The organism is Pseudomonas sp. IT-P294, assembly GCF_949767865.1.
Classification (GTDB): domain Bacteria; phylum Pseudomonadota; class Gammaproteobacteria; order Pseudomonadales; family Pseudomonadaceae; genus Aquipseudomonas.
On sequence record NZ_CATKQW010000009.1, the window covers coordinates 1 to 16,949 of the forward strand.

The 16,949-nt window shown below is 56.9% G+C and carries 19 protein-coding genes; 9 read left to right on the forward strand and 10 right to left on the reverse strand.

Annotation, left to right across the window (positions count from 1 at the left end; genetic code table 11):
- The 3 genes from ACM6I0_RS06655 to ACM6I0_RS06665 form a co-directional block, all read left to right on the forward strand.
- The coding region (locus ACM6I0_RS06655; protein ID WP_414921786.1) for a hypothetical protein at window positions 1-265 on the forward strand (265 nt) is incomplete at its 5' end.
- Window positions 258-686: a nuclear transport factor 2 family protein gene (locus ACM6I0_RS06660; RefSeq protein ID WP_285435056.1), complete on the forward strand. Its 429-nt coding sequence runs from the start codon at window positions 258-260 to the stop codon at window positions 684-686. The genes ACM6I0_RS06655 and ACM6I0_RS06660, both read left to right, overlap by 8 nt.
- Before the next feature lie 222 nt (window positions 687-908).
- Complete coding sequence (locus tag ACM6I0_RS06665) at window positions 909-1,973, forward strand: alpha/beta fold hydrolase (RefSeq protein WP_285435058.1); 1,065 nt, start codon at window positions 909-911, stop codon at window positions 1,971-1,973.
- 105 nt (window positions 1,974-2,078) lie between these two features.
- On the opposite strand, the gene ACM6I0_RS06670 is transcribed toward ACM6I0_RS06665, so the two are convergent.
- A complete protein-coding gene (locus ACM6I0_RS06670) occupies window positions 2,079-2,420 on the reverse strand; it encodes a hypothetical protein (protein ID WP_285435059.1) in 342 nt (113 codons plus the stop codon).
- A gap of 183 nt (window positions 2,421-2,603) precedes the next feature.
- On the opposite strand from ACM6I0_RS06670, the gene ACM6I0_RS06675 reads away from it, so the two are divergent.
- Window positions 2,604-2,867 (forward strand): hypothetical protein, encoded by a 264-nt coding sequence (locus tag ACM6I0_RS06675; protein WP_285435060.1) that lies wholly within the window; start codon window positions 2,604-2,606, stop codon window positions 2,865-2,867.
- Here the strand turns inward: ACM6I0_RS06675 and ACM6I0_RS06680 are convergent.
- Window positions 2,864-3,025 carry a DUF2986 domain-containing protein gene (locus ACM6I0_RS06680; protein ID WP_285435061.1) on the reverse strand — a complete coding sequence of 54 codons (162 nt, stop codon included), beginning with the start codon at window positions 3,023-3,025 and terminating at the stop codon, window positions 2,864-2,866. The genes ACM6I0_RS06675 and ACM6I0_RS06680 overlap by 4 nt on opposite strands.
- 91 nt (window positions 3,026-3,116) lie before the next feature.
- Window positions 3,117-4,904 (reverse strand): SulP family inorganic anion transporter, encoded by a 1,788-nt coding sequence (locus ACM6I0_RS06685; RefSeq protein WP_414921787.1) that lies wholly within the window; start codon window positions 4,902-4,904, stop codon window positions 3,117-3,119.
- A gap of 299 nt (window positions 4,905-5,203) precedes the next feature.
- On the opposite strand from ACM6I0_RS06685, the gene ACM6I0_RS06690 reads away from it, so the two are divergent.
- The 3 genes from ACM6I0_RS06690 to ACM6I0_RS06700 all read left to right on the forward strand — a co-directional run bounded on the left by ACM6I0_RS06690 (window position 5,204) and on the right by ACM6I0_RS06700 (window position 8,242).
- The gene (locus tag ACM6I0_RS06690; RefSeq protein WP_414921788.1) at window positions 5,204-5,782 is read left to right on the forward strand and encodes a hypothetical protein; all 579 of its coding nucleotides are present in this window, start codon (window positions 5,204-5,206) and stop codon (window positions 5,780-5,782) included.
- Window positions 5,783-5,846: 64 nt separating this feature from the next.
- A complete protein-coding gene (locus tag ACM6I0_RS06695; RefSeq protein ID WP_414921789.1) occupies window positions 5,847-7,325 on the forward strand; it encodes a DUF3300 domain-containing protein in 1,479 nt (492 codons plus the stop codon).
- Window positions 7,326-7,351: 26 nt separating this feature from the next.
- The gene (locus tag ACM6I0_RS06700) at window positions 7,352-8,242 is read left to right on the forward strand and encodes a DUF2950 domain-containing protein (RefSeq protein WP_285435162.1); all 891 of its coding nucleotides are present in this window, start codon (window positions 7,352-7,354) and stop codon (window positions 8,240-8,242) included.
- A gap of 27 nt (window positions 8,243-8,269) precedes the next feature.
- Here the strand turns inward: ACM6I0_RS06700 and ACM6I0_RS06705 are convergent, their stop codons facing one another.
- Entirely contained in the window at window positions 8,270-8,704 is a 435-nt protein-coding gene (locus tag ACM6I0_RS06705) for a GFA family protein (protein WP_414921790.1), read from the reverse strand.
- 113 nt (window positions 8,705-8,817) lie between these two features.
- Here ACM6I0_RS06705 and ACM6I0_RS06710 point away from each other — a divergent pair, with 113 nt between their 5' ends.
- Entirely contained in the window at window positions 8,818-9,273 is a 456-nt protein-coding gene (locus tag ACM6I0_RS06710; RefSeq protein ID WP_414921791.1) for a VOC family protein, read from the forward strand.
- 57 nt (window positions 9,274-9,330) lie between these two features.
- On the opposite strand, the gene ACM6I0_RS06715 is transcribed toward ACM6I0_RS06710, so the two are convergent.
- The 6 genes from ACM6I0_RS06715 to ACM6I0_RS06740 form a co-directional block, all read right to left on the reverse strand.
- Window positions 9,331-9,855 (reverse strand): DUF3833 domain-containing protein, encoded by a 525-nt coding sequence (locus ACM6I0_RS06715; RefSeq protein ID WP_414921792.1) that lies wholly within the window; start codon window positions 9,853-9,855, stop codon window positions 9,331-9,333.
- Between the two features lie 19 nt (window positions 9,856-9,874).
- The gene (locus tag ACM6I0_RS06720; RefSeq protein WP_414921793.1) at window positions 9,875-10,426 is read right to left on the reverse strand and encodes a chalcone isomerase family protein; all 552 of its coding nucleotides are present in this window, start codon (window positions 10,424-10,426) and stop codon (window positions 9,875-9,877) included.
- 380 nt (window positions 10,427-10,806) lie between these two features.
- The gene (locus ACM6I0_RS06725; protein ID WP_285435076.1) at window positions 10,807-11,187 is read right to left on the reverse strand and encodes a fe2+ zn2+ uptake regulation protein; all 381 of its coding nucleotides are present in this window, start codon (window positions 11,185-11,187) and stop codon (window positions 10,807-10,809) included.
- Between the two features lie 76 nt (window positions 11,188-11,263).
- Window positions 11,264-13,504, reverse strand: coding sequence for a TonB-dependent receptor (locus ACM6I0_RS06730; protein WP_414921794.1), 2,241 nt, complete (start codon window positions 13,502-13,504; stop codon window positions 11,264-11,266).
- 110 nt (window positions 13,505-13,614) lie between these two features.
- Window positions 13,615-14,016 carry a ParB N-terminal domain-containing protein gene (locus ACM6I0_RS06735; RefSeq protein WP_414921795.1) on the reverse strand — a complete coding sequence of 134 codons (402 nt, stop codon included), beginning with the start codon at window positions 14,014-14,016 and terminating at the stop codon, window positions 13,615-13,617.
- A gap of 26 nt (window positions 14,017-14,042) precedes the next feature.
- The gene (locus tag ACM6I0_RS06740; RefSeq protein WP_414921796.1) at window positions 14,043-14,933 is read right to left on the reverse strand and encodes an HpcH/HpaI aldolase/citrate lyase family protein; all 891 of its coding nucleotides are present in this window, start codon (window positions 14,931-14,933) and stop codon (window positions 14,043-14,045) included.
- A 610-nt stretch (window positions 14,934-15,543) separates the two neighbouring features.
- On the opposite strand from ACM6I0_RS06740, the gene ACM6I0_RS06745 reads away from it, so the two are divergent.
- Complete coding sequence (locus ACM6I0_RS06745) at window positions 15,544-16,938, forward strand: Y4yA family PLP-dependent enzyme (RefSeq protein ID WP_414921797.1); 1,395 nt, start codon at window positions 15,544-15,546, stop codon at window positions 16,936-16,938.
- Window positions 16,939-16,949: the final 11 nt, after the last annotated feature.

Consider the following 16,949-nt stretch of genomic DNA (forward strand, 5'->3'; position numbering starts at 1 on the left):
GACGTCAGGGGCGCAAGCGCTTGGTTACTTGGCGCTTCTCCAAGTGACCCGCCGTCAGGGCGGAACCAATAGCCGCCGTTACCCAAGTAACGGATATGTACCCAACCCCAACCCCAACCCCAAAACATTCTTAAACGAACCACATTACAGCCCAATCCACCGAACTTTTTTTTCAGCTATGTTTAGTCCCTGCACACAATCGCCAGTGCTGCCTAACGACCCAATCGATGCCTCGCGCCAAACAACAGGAGTTGAAAATGTCTGAACCGAAACTGCATCCCAATGCCGCCCAATCCCTGAAACAGTGGCACGACATGATCCGCAAGGGCGACTTGAGCGACCTGCCCGGTTTGCTTGACCCGCAAGCGATATTTCGCTCACCAATGGCGCACAAGCCTTATTCGGGAGCCGCCGTGGTATCGATGATTCTCAACACCGTCGTCAACGTATTCGAAGACTTTGCCTACCACCGGGAATTGTCGACAGCAGACGGCTTGAACGTGGTCCTGGAATTCAGCGCCAAAGTCGGAGAGAAAGAGTTGAAAGGCATCGACATGATCCGATTCAACGAACAGGGGAAAATCGTCGAGTTCGAGGTCATGGTCCGCCCGTTCAGTGCCCTGCAAGCCTTGGGCGAGCAAATGGGACAACGCTTGGGCGCTTACCTGGCGGCCAGCAAAACCTGATGTCCTGCCAGCGTCCTGGGCTGCTAATACCAGTGCCGGACAACAACATCAGGCACCGTCGGCTGTGTATCACAGTGTGTCTGGCTATCCCCTTGATACATGAGTTTTCACCTGGCCTGCGATTCGACACAGGCCAGATACGTCACCGGGTTCAAATGCATGCAAGGTTTCAAGGGGCTCAGCCGGAACCCCTGGCCAATGGCATGCGACGGAGACATCACGATGAAGATGGCATTGCACAACAAAAACACCAAAACCCAAGGCCGTCTGATCGGCTCGTCGGTCCTCGCGCTCGCCCTGTTCGGCGTTCTCGGTGCGGCCCACGCACAAACGTCCGCCGCCGCACAGCCAACTGCGATCAAGGCCGGCACCGTCCAAGCAGAACCTTCCCCATTTGGCCCGTTGAAGCACGTCAACGCAGGTTTGCTCACCGTGGCGTATGCCGAAACAGGCCCGGCCAATGGGCCTGTGGTGATTCTTCTCCATGGCTGGCCGTACGACATCCATAGCTATGACGAGGTTGCGCCGCTGCTGGCCGCCAAGGGCTATCGCGTGTTGATGCCGTATGCGCGAGGTTATGGCGACACGCATTTTCTCTCGGAGAAAACTGTTCGCAATGGCCAGCCTGCCGCGCTGGCCAGTGACGTCATTGACTTCATGGACGCGCTGAAGATCAAACAAGCCGTGCTCGGTGGCTACGACTGGGGCGCGCGTTCGGCCGACATCGTTTCGGCACTGTGGCCAGAACGAGTGAAAGCGCTGGTCTCGGTCAGCGGCTATCTGATCGGCAACCAGGCCGCCGGCAAGAACCCGCTCCCGCCCAAGGCTGAATTGCAGTGGTGGTATCAGTTCTACTTCGCCACCGACCGTGGCCGCGCCGGTTACGAGAAAAACACCCACGACTTCGCCAAGTTGATCTGGCAACTGGCTTCGCCGAAATGGGCGTTCGATGACGCCACGTTTGACCGCAGCGCCAAGGCGCTGGAAAACCCCGACCACGTCGACATCACGGTATTCAACTACCGCTGGCGCCTGGGCATGGTCCAGGGTGAGCCTCAGTACGAAGCGCTCGAACAGAAACTGGCCACGGCGCCGTCCATCAGCGTGCCGACCATCACCCTGGAAGGCGATGCCAACGGTGCTCCACACCCCGCTCCTGAGGATTACGCCAAGCGCTTCACCGGCAAATACGAGTTCCGGCTGATCAACGGCGGCATCGGCCACAACCTGCCCCAAGAAGATCCGCAGGCGTTCGCCAAGGCGATCATTGATGCGGACCACCTCTGAAGCGCGCACAAAAAAAAGCCCCGCAACCAACTGGGCTGCGGGGCAAAAAATTGGTTGGTTGCGGCCAACCAAAGGAGCTCGATAAAAAAGTGCAGCCGGCCTGTGTCAGATGCAATCCTGTGCGGCGCGTTCAAAACTCGAAGGCAGGAAGTTGGAAGCCAGCAAATGCCGCTCGTAGATGAACACCTTGCCACCGCTGCCGGCCTTGTAAGCTTCCAGCACGTTATCCGCCGAGACTTTGCTCGGCACCACGATGCGGTAGCTGCGTTGAGTCTGTGAGACCGTCGGGGTCAACGCGCTGCCCTGCAATTTCGGCACGACGCAGTCGGCGTACTGGGCAGGCGTCTTGCGAGTCTGCAAGGTCAGGGTCGGATCGTTCGGTGCAGAGGCGCAACCGGCGAGCAACAAAGAGGCAACCGCCGTGGCAGGGACGAATAAAGCGCGCATCGGTCTCATCCTGAAATTAAAAGTTCGGTTCTTTCAGCTAATGGAGGCGATTTTCCGACGATTGCCGGCAAAGCAGAACTTGCGTTTAGTAATGGTCACTATTACTTCTAACGATAGTTGTGCGCCGCGCGCGAGAATGCACACTCCATCACCACTGGAAATGACCTTAGTGAGGATCTCACCTTGAGAACTTTTGACCTGATCCGCGACGCCGTTCTGCCCGACTTCCGTGAGCGGGTGGCCGACTACCTGACCCAATATGAAAGTGTGCTGTTGGGCGAAACAGCGGCCGAACCGGAGCTCGTGCGCGACACCGCCAATCAATTGCGTGGTTATTTGCGCGGGTTGAACACCACGCGGGTGTTGGGCATGGCGGATTGGGAGGAGTTGGATCGACGGGTGACTAATACGTGGCTGCATAAGCTGTCGGAAAACAGCCAGGATTAGCTCTCAGAGGTATTGTCTGCGTCCTGAGTGGTTTCAGCAGCCAGCTTCAGTCGGTCAGCTTTACTGATGTATTTCGATTTGCTGGCGGGTGCCAATTTGGCGCTGGCCTTTTTCGCGTGAGCCTTTAATAGCTGCGTTATCTTTTTACGACGGTTCATGTCTTTTGCTCGGCGTGTAAGTGCTCGAATGATATCAGCTTACGAAATCGGACCACATCACCACAGCGCCATTACCGCTGATCGTGATCGCCTATTCACGGTCCTCGCCCTTCCCTTCCAGCCCCTTCGCCCGAAGGGTCTGGAGATAACCGCTGACCGCCGTGTCGATCGTAGGAAAGAACGCCGTTTCGCCGAGGCGAGCGAACAATCCGAATCGCTTCATTTTGTCCTTCACCGGATCCTTCATCTCAGCCACGCATAACTTGATGCCGCTCGCGTGTAGTGTTTCATCAAGCTCGGCCAGCATGTCGGCGGACGTCACGTCCACGCTGGTGACCGGCTCCGCCGCCACGACCAGCCAGCGTACCGGCGTCGGCGATGTGGCCACGGCCTCCAGGACCCGATCATGAAAGAGTTCGGCGTTGGCAAAGAACAGCGGCGAATCCCAGCGAAACAGCACCAGGCCGGGAATAAGCTGCGCATCGGGATAACGCGTGATGTCGTGATAGCCTTCGACACCTTCGGCGCGCCCCAATACCGTCGAATAGGGACGCCAGCCATCCCACAGGAATTCGATGACAGCAATGACGATCGCCAGGCCAATGCCTTCGATCGCGCCGAATACGGCCACGCCTGCGGTGCAAGCAATCGAGAGCCAGAACTCCCAGCGCTGAATGCGATAAATGCGCCGCAGGTCGGTGATCTCGAACAGGCCGATGGCCGATGCGATCACCACCGCCGCCAGCGCACTGGTCGGCAGGTTCTTCAACAAATCGGGTTCCACCACCAACAGCAAGGCCACTGCCAGCGCACCGACGACACCGGCCAGTTGGGTCTTGGCGCCCGCCGCTTCGGCGACGGGAGTGCGTGACGAGCTGCTGCTGATCGGGAAGCCCTGGAAAAAACCGCCGGCGAGGTTGGCAACGCCGAGGCCGACCATCTCCTGGTTCGGATCGACATAGGTTTGGGTTTTCGCCGCGTAGACCCGCGAAAGCACGCTGGTATCGGCAAACGACACCAGCGCAACGGCGAAACCACCGATCAGCACCGGGACGATATCGGCTCGGCTGATCCAGGGAATGACCAGCGAAGGCAGGCCTTGGGGAAGTGTGCCGAGGACCGCTACGCCGCGTGCGGCGAGGTCGAGCATGCCAACAACGAGGGTGGCGGCGGCCACGGCGATCAGAATGCCCGGCACGCGCTTGTAGTTCTTGAGGGCCAGGATCACCACCAGGGTGGCTGCGCCGATCATGAATGTGATCCAGTTGGTTTTCCCCTCCATCACCGCGCTGGCAATCGCCCATATGTTCCGCAACGGCCCATCGGATTCGATCTTGAAGCCGAACAACTTCGGCAACTGGCTGATCAGTACCGTCAGTGCGATGCCATTCATGTAGCCATAGCGAATGGGTTTGGACAGCAACTCGGTGATAAAACCCAGTCGCGCTAACCCCGCCAGGATGCACACCGTCCCGGAGACGATTGCCATCATGCCTGCCAGGGCGATTGCACGATGCGGGTCGCCCCCGGACAGGGGCAGGATCACGGCGAGAATGACCGCGGCCAAAGACGAGTCAGGTCCCAGCACCAGAATGCGGCTGGGGCCGAACAAGGCATAGGCAAGCAAAGGAACGATGGTCGCGTACAGGCCATAAATGCCGGATACACCCGACGCCACCGCGTAGGCGATACCGACGGGCACCAGCATCGTGGTCAGTACCAGTCCGGCCACGATATCGTGCCCCAACCATTCCATCTTGTAGCTGCGCAGTGTTCGTAAACCGGGCAGCCAGCGACTCCAGCCAGAGGGCTTGGTTGTGCGGCTACGCGCAATGCGGCCGGGTTCCGGAACAGGAGACGACGTCTGCGAATCACTCATACGACTTGCCTTTTGCCATGGCCAGACAGTTCGATGCGTCGGTAACAGCGATTTGAGAGAGCTTAGTCGTTAGTTCCACAATACAAATAAAAGTAAAGGCGCCTGGTTTCGTTTGTTCTGCTGTTTCGGCATATCGTCCAGTTCGAATCAGCCTAAGCAACACCGAAAAAACATGAATATCCACGGTATGAGTGATCGAACACATCGGCAATCACTGACTATGCTTTGACCTAAGTGCAAGGCTCTGACCCGAGATACGTCGCGCTGTTTTGCCCGCCATCACATGGAATAGCAGGCTCATGAAACCGATCCGCGTTCTTGCCAACGCTGTGGCTCTTGCCTCAATCATCCTCACCGCCGGCTATACAACCCGTGCTGCCGAAGTGCCGTTGGGCAGCACTACGATGAAAGGTCACATCGTCACGCAGGTACTGGCCGTCGATCCGGCGAATTATCAGATCACCATCGAAGGCGCCGATAAAAGTCCGATGCCCCTCCAACTGACCGACAAAGCCAAGGCACTGCACAACTTGAAAGTTGGCGACAAGGTCGACATACATGTCATTCGCACAGTCGCCTACACGCTCGACACCAATGTCGACAGCACGCCAGGTATCAGCAACGAATCAAAGACCGTGCGCGCCAGCAAAGACAACCCCAATCCGGGAGGCGAGGCGATTCGTCGGGTCAAGGTCACTTCGAAGATCACTCACATTGATTTGAAAAAACATGAAGTGACTTTGCTGCCGCCGGAAGGAGAAGCAAAAGTCATGAAGGTCGAGGACCCCAAGCTACAGGCCCGAATGAAGAAGCTCCAGGTGGGTCAGACAATCAACGCTATTTACACCGAAGTCATGCATGTCAAAACCTCACGCTAGCAAGGTAGGCGGACAACACAGGCGTCAAAAAATACGGTCTGCATAACCACATGAGGGTGGAGCGATGCGTATTTCATTGTTTTACGTAGTGTCAGCGGTGCTGCTTCTCGGTGGCCCCTGGAGCCTGGCGCAGCCATTGGACGCGACCGCAAACGCTGCCGATACAGCGTCGGCGACGGCAGCGACCAAAGAGGCCGTGTTTAACCAGGAGCAACTGGATCAGATGTTGGCGCCCATCGCGCTGTACCCGGATCCACTGCTGGCGCAGGTACTGATGGCTGTCACGTACCCGGGGGAAATCGCTGAAGCGGTGACGTGGTCAAAAGCGCATCCGGACGCCAAGGGCGATGAGGCGGTCAAACAGGTGGCGAATCAGCCCTGGGACCCGAGCGTTCAGGCGCTGGTCGCCTTCCCGCAGGTCCTGGCAACGCTGGGACAGGATCCCGTCTGGGTCCAGCGCCTGGGTGACGCCTTCCTGGCGCAACCGGACGATGTCATGGGAGGCGTGCAACGCTTGCGTCATCAGGCGCAGGCCGCAGGTAACCTCCAGAGCAACCAATATCAGAATGTGACGGTTCAGAACCTCGCGCCGCCGGCCCCCTCCTCCACAGCGCCAGCGCCAGCTCCGGCTCCGGCCAGCAGCACCTCCACCATCATCATTCAGCCTTCCGATCCACAAGTGGTGTACGTGCCCAGCTATAACCCGACTACAACCTACGGCACCTGGGCCTATCCGGCATCGCCGCCCACGTACTATCCACCGCCGCCCGCTTACTACCCCGGTTCGGCATTGGTGGCCGGGCTGGCGTTTGGTACAGGTGTAGCGATCGTTGCTTCGTTGTGGGGCAATTGTAATTGGGGCAATAACGACGTCGATATCAACGTCAACCGCTACAACAACATCAACCGCAACAACCAGATCACCCAGAATCAGAACAAGTGGCAGCACAACACCGCTCATCGCGATGGCGTTCCCTATCGGGACAGCCGCAGCCGTGAACAATACGGCCGACAACTCAACGGCGCCAATCAGCGTGAGGCCTTTCGAGGGGACAATGCCCAACGAGCTCAGGCTCGAGAAAAAGCCCGTGGCTCAATGGACAAATACGGTATCGAACGACCTGCCACCAGCAATCGCCAGGCCCGTGATCAAGCGCGCAAAGCTCAGTCCACCCCCTCAGCCGGCAATCGCATGCAAGCTGGTGCCGACAGACCCAAGGCGTCGGACCGGAGCCAAGGCACTGCACGAAACACTCGGGAAAACCAGCAACCCAGGCACCAGACCGCTCAGACAAATCAACGCAGGCAGGACTACTCGCAGACGCGCCAAGGCACGCAAAATCGAACGGCTGCCAGTGCGGGCAGTGCCCGCAACAACGCATTCGCCGGCGCCCGCTCACCGTCCCAGACCAGCGCACAAGCCGCCCGCGGCCGAACCAGCGAGGCATCCGCGCGGCGCCCCACCGCCCAGCGATCGGCTGGCCATCAGATCAGCAGGCCATCCAGTCCGCCCATGCGACAACGATCGGGAGGCCGGCGTTGAAAAACCATGCTCGATTGACCGCATTCATGGGCTTGCTCCCGCTTATCCTGACGATCACCGTTAGCGTGGCGTGGTCGTGCATGGCGGCGGCACAGCAAGCATTTCCAACGCCGGAAAAGGCTGCTGAAGCGTTCGTCGAAGCGCTGGGTACGGAACACGCCGATCAGGCGCGCCTGACAGAGCTGCTGGGTCATCAATGGCGCAGCCTCATCCCGCAAGGTGGTGTGCAGCGCAGTGACGTGGATGCTTTTTTGAAGCTGTATCACGAGCAGCACAAGATCGAAAAACCCAGCGATCGCAAGGCCATTCTGTCTGTCGGCAACGATCAATGGACGCTGCCGATCCCCCTGATAAAAGCCGGGAACGGTTGGCGCTTCGATATCAAGGCCGGTGACGCCGAAATCCGTGCACGTCGCATCGGCAGGAACGAACTCGCCGCGGTGCAATCGGTGATGACCTATCACGACGCCCAGATGGACTATGCGTTAGTGGATCATAACGGTGACGGCGCACTCGAATATGCGCAGAACATCTTCAGCACACCCGGCACGCACGACGGACTCTATTGGGCGGACGACGACAGTGGTCAAATCAGTCCATTGGGCCCCCTGTTCGGCGAAACCATCGCCGGGGAGGATTGGCATGGTTACCACTTCCGTATCCTCAAGGGACAAGGTCCCTCGGCACCGGGTGGCGCCTACAGCTACCTCATCGGCAACAAAATGAGCCGTGGCTTTGCGCTGATCGCCTGGCCGGCAAAATACGCTGACACTGGTGTGATGAGCTTCATGATCAGTCACGATGGCCAAGTCTTTGAGAAAGACCTGGGACCTGAGGGTAATAAAGTGGCGCAGTCGATGAAGCGTTTTGATCCAGATGACAGCTGGCAGGACATTACCGAAGACCAGAAGCATTGATGGATTCAGATCCTGCAAGCTGGCGGGTCAGTCAACATCAACCTGGAGTTCACGCAAAAGAAACCCAAGTGAATCCGGGGCTGTGGGATGACTTTTTTCCGAGCGCTGTTGATCCCATGGCATCGCGTCATCGGTGCAGAAATCCCCGACACACGCCATGCTCGACTGGACATCGAGCAGTCCAAGCGGAATCCAGAAGTACGGCGTCTCACGAAGAATATTGGGCACGGTCGAGCCACATTGCGAGCAAAAGTCATTTCTGTAACCGCTGGGTTTACGCCAACTGGCGATCACTGTTTGCCCTTCTTCCCACCGAAAGTCGCGAACGTTGACCAGCGTCGCGAGATTATGGCCGACCCCGGTTTGCTTGCGGCACAGGCTGCAATGACAGCGATAGAAAAATCGAGGTTCAACCGTCAGGGAAAAGCGTACAGCCCCGCAAAGACATTGTCCTGATGCCATGGATATCTCCTTTGAAAAAACAAGTTATCGGTGCCTTTCCCGTAGAACTTTGGTATTGAAACAGCGGTAGCCGACATATTTACCATGGACGCAGGCTTAGCAGGAGGCATGCAATGGAACTGAAGTTCAGTCACGTCGATGTACTGGTCAAGGATCTCAAAGAAGCCTGCGCCTACTACGCGCAGATATTGAACGCGAGGATCTCAAAAACACTCGTCTGGGAACGCGGTGGCCTGCACGTGCGCTATGCAATTGCATTGATCGGTCAAGAGCGTTTCATGCTGGTACAACCGTTGGCGGGAAACCTCAAAGAGCTGATGGACTCATCGGGCGAGGGAATGATCTACCGCCACTGCTACTCGACACCGGACATCGAGCAAGCCTATGACGAATTGATCATCGCCGGCGTTCAGCCCGAGGACGAAAACGGCGCGTCATTGACCCGCGAGAATCTGCAGTCTCCTTCCGGAACACGCATCATCTGGCTGCCCAAGCGATTCGGGCATTTCTCTATCGAGATTTTGGAAGACAAGGCGCTAGAGGCGTTTATCGAGGCGGCGTTTGCTTGAGGAAGGGCCTGCACGACAGGCAAAAAAAGGCCAACAGCGGCGCAGTCAGTTTTTGAATCAAGGTTGCTTGCGAAAGAACAAGGTGATCTGGCCTACCTCCACTCCGAACTTGGACATGAACGAGCGATTGATCATGGTGTTCTTGTCCATAAGGTACATCCAGTCGTCCAACTGAACCTGATACTCCTTGCCATCCACCGGCAGGCTCAGCACATAGTTCCAGCGCAGCGTATTGCCTGCCACCTCACCCAGCGCCTCGCCCACCACGTCGCCAGCGGTTCCGCGCCATTGACTGGAGCCAACCGGGGTTAACGTCCACACGCGTTTTTGCTTGGTACCGTCGCTGTACGTAAATGATTCGTCGAGTATCAGCTTGCTACCTTCGGAGTGGCCATTGATCTCCACGTGGAAGCGCTTGGCGACCAAGCCAGAACGCTTTTGGAACATCCCCCAGGCTTCAACCCAGCCCTCGAAGAACTCGCGCAACTCAAGCGCGGGCTTCTCCTGGTTGTAGGTGTGCACATCCACCTGGCTGCAACTTGCAAGGCCAATGCAAAGCAGCAGTATGCCTATCTTCAACATGTGCATTTCCTCAACGGTCTCAGGGTTTAGCTACGCCCAGCAATTGGGCGCGCAGTTCGGGGTTGCGTGTTCGGGGGTCAAGCCATATCGCAAAAAAAGCTTTGGCGAACGCAACATCTCTCACCACATGCTGAAGGTGCTCACCGACGTAAAAACGTACGCCCTCTCCAGGCATATAAACTCCGGTAATGCGGTCACCGGCACGCACATCGACAAACGCCTTAGACATCTCCGACGCCCAGCGAGCCATCAGCTCTGGATTCGGAGTGTTGGGCGACAGGCGACGGATTTCCTTGAGGCTGGCCTCAACCAGATCCTCTCGACTGATAGCGCGAAGGTAGGTCAGCTCCAGCGCAAAAGGCACATCCGCATCCAGCGTCTCACCGGCAATAAGACGTGAGCTCCAGAACTGCGCGCTGTAGATGGAAAACCCGAATACGCGCATCTCCCCGTACCCCAACCGATGAGCGTTGGGGATAGCCTCGCGCCAATCAGCAAGCAGTTCTGCGCTCTGCAGCATCAGAGCAAAACAGATAGCGCGGCGGATGAAGCGGCCCGTCTGCATAGACATGCGAAACCCTCGATATGACTCAATAGGCGCCCCTAAAAGTTATACCAAATAATTATTTTGTACAGCTATCGTCTCAAACTCGATTACCCGCACAAAAAACCGACACCACCGTCCCGGTCAAATGACGCAATTTACACGCAATTGAACGCCATCTGCGCCGAAAAAACGAATCGAGTGCGCGATACACTTTGACGAAAATACTCCGCCGATGAGAGGTGCCAGGGTGGCTTCGGCGCGCGTTAATCAACCGCTAGCGTCGACTGGTGATATGGAGGTCAGAAATAGGTGCGGAATTGGCGATTGTCAGATGGCTTTTTTAGGCCTATTTCGCAAAAAACATATACAAACTTATCCGCCACGTACAAAAAATCAGCGGCCATTCACGCTTTTCTTAGATTTGGTTTGAGGATTTCCCACGCTTCGGTAGTAAAGCGGTAGCTCTTGTCCGCTTGAAAAACGATCACGCCTTCCTCAGCCAGACGCTTCAGTACTTCACGCACACTGACGAGCTTAAGCTCTACAGAGGACGACTCTAAATAGGCACGCACCCCACACACACCGATTGAGCGCCCCTCCAGCGTAGCCAAGACCAGTGCGTTGATAACTTTAAGACGGAACAGACTGGTGCGCAGTCCATGCAATCGCAGCAGCTCACGGATATGCACGTTCGCACTGCGATCAGACTCGGGGGGCAGTGAATGAGTCGTTGCGAGGAACGGACGACGTTTAACAGCAGAGGACAGGTCGTGGTTAAACAACATGCAAATACTCCTGTTCAGCAATGATCAGGTCGGGGGGCAACAACGCTCAATAGTCGCTCCCCCCTTCCCGTCCTTCTCAAAAATCGACCGTGGCCGATAACTGCAAGGTGCGCGGATAACCCGCCGAGAACGCGCCGTAGGAGGCGACGCCCGACCAGTACTCACGATCGAACACGTTCTGTACGGTGGCGCGGAAGGTCGTCGGCCGCCCTTCGATTTTGGTGGCGTAACGCGCGCCGGCATCAAAGCGAGTCCAGGAAGCCAGCTCCTGGGTATTGGCTTGATTGACGTATTGGCTGTCGGTGTAAATGGCGCCGCTGGTGAGGGTAAAACCCTCAAGCCAAGGCGTGTCATATTCGGCCCACAGGTTGGCTTGCACGTCTGGAACGCCTACCGGTTTGTTGCCGCGATTGGCGGCAGTCGCCGAATCGGTCAACTCACCATCGAGCAGCGTCACGCCCCCCATCAAGCGCGTGCCCGGTGCCACTTCGCCGAACATGCTTAACTCGACACCGCGGTTACGCTGCTCGGCTTGCACCGAAAACACGTTACCGGCACCGATTTCGCCACTCGGTTTTTCGATCTGAAACAACGCCAGCGTGGTCATGAACGTGCCGTGTTCATACTTGACGCCGATTTCATGCTGCTTCGATTCGTAAGGTGCGAACGTCTCGCCGGCGTTGGCCGCCGAGCCCGGTGCGATATCGCCTTTGCTCAAGCCTTCGACGTAGTTGTAGTAGAGCGAAACGTCTTCCCAGGGCTTGACCACCACGCCAACCAGCGGGGTCGTGGCGCTCTCGTTGTATTTCGAGCTGACCGAGCCTGCCGCGTTGTAATTACGTGACTCGATGTCTTGTCGACGCACACCCAGGGTCAACTGAAAGCGGTCATCAAGCATGGACAGCGTGTCGGTCAACGCGACACCGGACAAATCCGATTCGGAAACGCGCAGCACCTGGGGCGAGTTGATAAATTGCTTGGGCACTTCCACCGGATGGTAGATGTTCGAACGCACTTCAGTGCCGTTGTTGATCCCTCGGGACAGCTCATCCTGGTATTGGGTCGCCATCAGCGTCGTCGTGTGGGTGACGGGACCGGTTGCGAACACTCCGCGGATCCCTACGTCGGCGGTCGAGCGGTCGACGTTGAATTTGTAATACCCGGGAATGTTGCTGGTATCGCCGGCCTCATTGATGATTCTCGGCACCTGGTCGGACATCCGCTTGACGTCTGACTTGCCGCCCCCCGCATGGGCAAACACGGTGACCGCATCACTCAGGTCATATTCGCCGCCCAGCAATGCCGACTGCTCTTTGGTATCTGACCAACCCCAGTCCTGCGACACATTGGTCCGGCCATTGGGGGCGGAGGAAATATCAATTCCAGGCGCGACAGTGAATGGCCTCGACGGTGCATCGAAGCTTTCTTTCTGGCTGATGAAATCAAGGTTCAAGCGCAAGCGCTCGCCTCGATAATCCAGCGCGATGGCACCGATCCCCAGGTCTCGGTGCTGATCATCAACGGCAGTGTCACCGCCTTGCAGGTTGCCGTTGAAGCGCACGCCGAACTGATTGTCTTCACCAAAGCGCCGGCTGACATCCAGGTGACCGCCGACTTGGGAGTCCGAGGCGTAGCTGGTGGTAACACGGGTCAGGTCTTCGTCCAGTGGACGTTTGGGAACGATATTGATCACGCCACCGACGCCACTGTTTGGCGAAATGCCGTACATCAGGGCGCCCGGCCCCTTCAGCACTTCGACACGCTCGGCATACTCGGTGAATACCCGGTAGTTGGGCGCCACGCCATACACGCCATCGAACGCCAGTTCGCCGAGGTTGCCTTCACCCACCGGAAAACCACGGATGAAAAACGAATCGACGATGCCGCCCGTCTGACCGGTGGAGCGCACCGAAGGGTCACGTTCCAATGCATCGGCCACGGTCACCGTTTGCAGGTCGGCCAATGTCTTGGCGGTGTAACTGGTCACGCTGAACGGGGTGTCCATCACATCTTTGTTGCCCAGCATGCCCAGTCGGGCACCGCGCGCCACCTGGCCACCGGCGAAAGCTTCCGGCAACGCGGTTGGACCGCTGTAACTGGCGTTGATGTCAGTGGTGCCGAGCGTCAGCGTATTGGTGCTGTGTTCGGCCGGCGTCGCGGCCGGAGTGTTCGTGGTTGCGTCAACGGCAACGTCCTGTTGCTCAGGGGCTGCGGCCCAGGCGTTGGCGCTTCCTGCGACCAAGACAAAATTCAGCATGGCGGTACGAATGGCGAGTGTTAACACGCGCTCACCGCAAGGACGACTGACAACAGGCATGACGTGAGGATCCTTTTCAAACAGGGAAAATGGTAATCACTCCTATTGCCAGTCTGGATGCGAAAAAGTATCACTCTCAGTAGAGTTTTTTTGCCCCTGTGCCTCCAACGCTAGGCATACAGGCGCTCCAGCGGTATCGCGATCACCGGCAACGCCGGGTCAAACGCGTGCCGGGTGGTCTTGTAGGGAAAGATCTCGCCCCGAGCGATCGTGGTGAAAATCCGCGCCACTTCAAACGCCTGGCCGGACTGCCAGTGCCGCACACACACCCGCGGATCGGTGTAGTCGAGCTGGATGCAAGGCACCCTCTTCAACCCCAATTGCAACGCCGCGTTGAACCGGTGATTGCCGTCCATCACGATGCCCAGCGAGCGCTCGACGATGATCGGTTCCAGCCAATGTCCGGCCCGCATGATCGACTCGCGCAGCAACGTCACGTTGGCAGGGTCGACCTGCTCGGACTGCAGCACGTCACACAGCGGCCGCAATGCAATCTGATAACCGTGTTCCATGGTTGATCTCCTGATTCGCCGGGGCTTCAGCAAGCGTCTGCGTTGGCAATCGGCGCGTATTGGCGGGCGACATCGAGCAGACGTTGGGCGTGTTCGATCAGAGGCAGATCCACCATCTCGCCATCCACTTGCACCGCATGACTGCCGGTGGCCACGGCGCTCATCACACGATCGGCCCACGCCAATTGCCGCGAATCCGGCAGGAAGGCGCGCTGCACCGTGACCAGTTGCGAGGGATGGATGCACAGCTTGGCGCCGAACCCCAAGGAACGTGCGTAATGGGAGTCCTTGGCGACCACCGCCAAATCGTTGATCGCCGGCGTGACGCCGTCGATTGGAGACGGTAGATCCGCTGTGCGCGAAGCCAGCACGATGCGGTTTCGAGCGAACAGAAACGCTTCGGGACTCTGGCTGCAATTGATATCGAGGGAGAAATCCAGTGAGCCGAACGCCAGTCGTGCAATCCCTGGAATCGCGGCGATCGATTCCACCTGTTGCAAACCTTTGGCCGTCTCGATGATCGCAATGATCTTGAGTTCCGGTTGCCACTTGAGCAAACGTTCGACGACCTGGGTAAGGGCCTCGGGGCATTCCGCCTTGGGCAGGAAAATCCCGTCGCAACGCTCGGGATAGCGCATGTCGTTCAGCCAGGTCAGGTCCTGGCGGAAAAGCGTACTGCTGACGCTGTTCAGGCGGATGTAACGCTCGCAGGAAACCCTCGGCGTACTCTCCTGCCATGCCCAGATGGCTGCACGGGCTGCGGCCTTGCTGTCCGGATGAACGGCATCTTCGAGGTCGAGAATGATCGCGTCCGGACCCGCTTCGACAGCTTTTGAAAAACGTTCGGGGCGGTTGCCGGGCACGAACAGGTAGCTGATCGCGAGTGAGTTTTTGCTGCTATGTCGAACGGATGTCATGGCGTTACTCCTTGGCATGAAACGTTGTGAATCCGGAAAAAAATCAGGCCCTGTCAGCGGCGGATTTCCGCGCCTGCCTGTGGCTGCCAGCACCTTCCCGTAACGCCTTGTTCATCAGGGTATTACGGGATTTTTTTTAATAGGACGAACGCGTACTTGAGCGTGTAAACACGCGCCCATTCATTCGCCCTGCGCAGGTTGTTATTCAAAAATATTTGAAGACATTACTTGATAATCATTCGCGTTAGCAATATTGTTCACGTCGCCGGAGGAACTATCCCCGCTTCAAAGCACGTCATCACTAGCAATGGGAAGTACACGCCAGTAATGGCACATGAATGTCAGTTACTGATCATTCACACAGGCTGGCCATCAACTAGTGGCCAATCAGAACATCCGTACAAACCTTATGGAATGGGTTTCTCATGCAATTGTTTTGTGAATCATTTATTGCGATCCGCGCTACAAATTCGTCTTCGGGTTTCGCGTGGCATCCGCCTCCGCCCCATCTAAAAACTCGGATCTGACGAGCGAAAATACTGCTTCCGTCGATAACTTATGGTTGTCGAATATCAATGGCTAAGTTCTATTTCAAGCCAGAGGGCTAACGATGCCTGCAATTAATGCGCAAACCGTTGAACAGCGAATTGAAGTTCATCATCCAGAGACGCTAAAACCGCTTATCGACCTTGTTATTGCCACACTTATCAACCATTTTCCGAGCACACTTTCAGATCTGGTCAAACAACATGGCTCACCGTTAAACCTGGTCTGGCCACATGCTTTCGAGTTGAATACGAAGGCGCTGCAAACGGTGTTGAACCAGCACAATGTGTGTCACGCCATCTTCTATGGCGCCAAGGCCAACAAGTCTCAGAGCCTGCTCAGTGCTGCGGCAAATTCGGGCATTGGCGTCGATGTTTCGAGCATTCATGAGCTGGAGGCAGCACTGCGAGCCGGCACGCCAGCGGCACAAATCTGCGCCACAGGCCCCGCCAAAACTGTCGTGTTTCATCAAGCGCTGATCAGCGCAGGTTCACTGATTTGTGTGGACTCGCTGGAGGAATTCGATCACCTGAAAACAGTGATCGAATCTCTGGCAGCCCCCGCCAAAGCAAGGGTTTTACTGCGTTACAGGCCTGCAAGCTGTCCAAAGAGCCGATTTGGAATGGGCTTTGAGGACCTGCTTGAATGCCTTCAGCGGCTGACCCGAGAATCTGGGAGTTTTCACTTCGAGGGGTTCCATTTCCACTTGGGCGGTTACGGATTCGAATCCCGTGCGCAAGCCTTCCGTGAAGTCACCGGGTTTGTCGAGGCAGCCCGTGAAATGGGACTGAATCCGCAGATGATCGACATCGGCGGCGGCCTGCCGATTCGTTATGTCGAGCCTCAGGCCTATAGTCGGTTTTTACAGAACGACAATAAGCCCTACCATTATTACAACCATGTAGTGCCCGACTCTTATTACCCCTATGGCAGTGAACTGACCGCGCCCCAATGGTTGACATTATTCCTCCAGGCCGACCACTCGCCCGGGCTGTCCATTGCTAACTATTTGAACATGCAAAAAATAACGCTGGCACTGGAGCCCGGCCGAAGTCTGGTGGACCAGGCGGCTATTTCTTTGTTTCGCATCACACGAACAAAAAAACTGGCCGACAACAAAATCGTCATTTTTGTTGAAGGCAGTAGTTTCAGCGCCTGTGAAACCTGGTTTTCATCGGAGTACCTGGTTGATCCGATACTCATCAGCACAAACGAACTACCGAACACCCCGACACAAGCGTATATCGCTGGACATAGCTGTCTGGACGATGACGTCATTACCCATCGCCTGATCAACTTTGGCACCGCCCCGCAAGCAGGCGATTTATTGATTTACGTTAATACCGCCGGTTATCAGATGGACTTGCTGGAAAACGAGTTTCATCGCCATCCCCTGCCCCGGCGCTTGATGGCGACCTGTTGTACGGAAGGTAACTATGCATTTTCACCTGACTACTAAAGGGAATAATT

Excerpts from the sequence above, each read along its gene's own strand:
- ACM6I0_RS06685 (WP_414921787.1), bottom strand. The coding sequence starts at position 4,904 with ATGAGTGATTCGCAGACGTCGTCTCCTGTTCCGGAACCCGGCCGCATT.
- ACM6I0_RS06715 (WP_414921792.1), bottom strand. The coding sequence starts at position 9,855 with ATGTTGAAGATAGGCATACTGCTGCTTTGCATTGGCCTTGCAAGTTGC.
- ACM6I0_RS06695 (WP_414921789.1), top strand. The coding sequence starts at position 5,847 with ATGCGTATTTCATTGTTTTACGTAGTGTCAGCGGTGCTGCTTCTCGGT.
- ACM6I0_RS06730 (WP_414921794.1), bottom strand. The coding sequence starts at position 13,504 with ATGCCTGTTGTCAGTCGTCCTTGCGGTGAGCGCGTGTTAACACTCGCC.
- ACM6I0_RS06735 (WP_414921795.1), bottom strand. The coding sequence starts at position 14,016 with ATGGAACACGGTTATCAGATTGCATTGCGGCCGCTGTGTGACGTGCTG.
- ACM6I0_RS06710 (WP_414921791.1), top strand. The coding sequence starts at position 8,818 with ATGGAACTGAAGTTCAGTCACGTCGATGTACTGGTCAAGGATCTCAAA.
- ACM6I0_RS06725 (WP_285435076.1), bottom strand. The coding sequence starts at position 11,187 with ATGTTGTTTAACCACGACCTGTCCTCTGCTGTTAAACGTCGTCCGTTC.
- ACM6I0_RS06720 (WP_414921793.1), bottom strand. The coding sequence starts at position 10,426 with ATGTCTATGCAGACGGGCCGCTTCATCCGCCGCGCTATCTGTTTTGCT.
- ACM6I0_RS06660 (WP_285435056.1), top strand. The coding sequence starts at position 258 with ATGTCTGAACCGAAACTGCATCCCAATGCCGCCCAATCCCTGAAACAG.
- ACM6I0_RS06680 (WP_285435061.1), bottom strand. The coding sequence starts at position 3,025 with ATGAACCGTCGTAAAAAGATAACGCAGCTATTAAAGGCTCACGCGAAA.
- ACM6I0_RS06700 (WP_285435162.1), top strand. The coding sequence starts at position 7,352 with ATGGGCTTGCTCCCGCTTATCCTGACGATCACCGTTAGCGTGGCGTGG.
- ACM6I0_RS06705 (WP_414921790.1), bottom strand. The coding sequence starts at position 8,704 with ATGGCATCAGGACAATGTCTTTGCGGGGCTGTACGCTTTTCCCTGACG.
- ACM6I0_RS06740 (WP_414921796.1), bottom strand. The coding sequence starts at position 14,933 with ATGACATCCGTTCGACATAGCAGCAAAAACTCACTCGCGATCAGCTAC.
- ACM6I0_RS06665 (WP_285435058.1), top strand. The coding sequence starts at position 909 with ATGAAGATGGCATTGCACAACAAAAACACCAAAACCCAAGGCCGTCTG.
- ACM6I0_RS06690 (WP_414921788.1), top strand. The coding sequence starts at position 5,204 with ATGAAACCGATCCGCGTTCTTGCCAACGCTGTGGCTCTTGCCTCAATC.
- ACM6I0_RS06670 (WP_285435059.1), bottom strand. The coding sequence starts at position 2,420 with ATGCGCGCTTTATTCGTCCCTGCCACGGCGGTTGCCTCTTTGTTGCTC.
- ACM6I0_RS06745 (WP_414921797.1), top strand. The coding sequence starts at position 15,544 with ATGCCTGCAATTAATGCGCAAACCGTTGAACAGCGAATTGAAGTTCAT.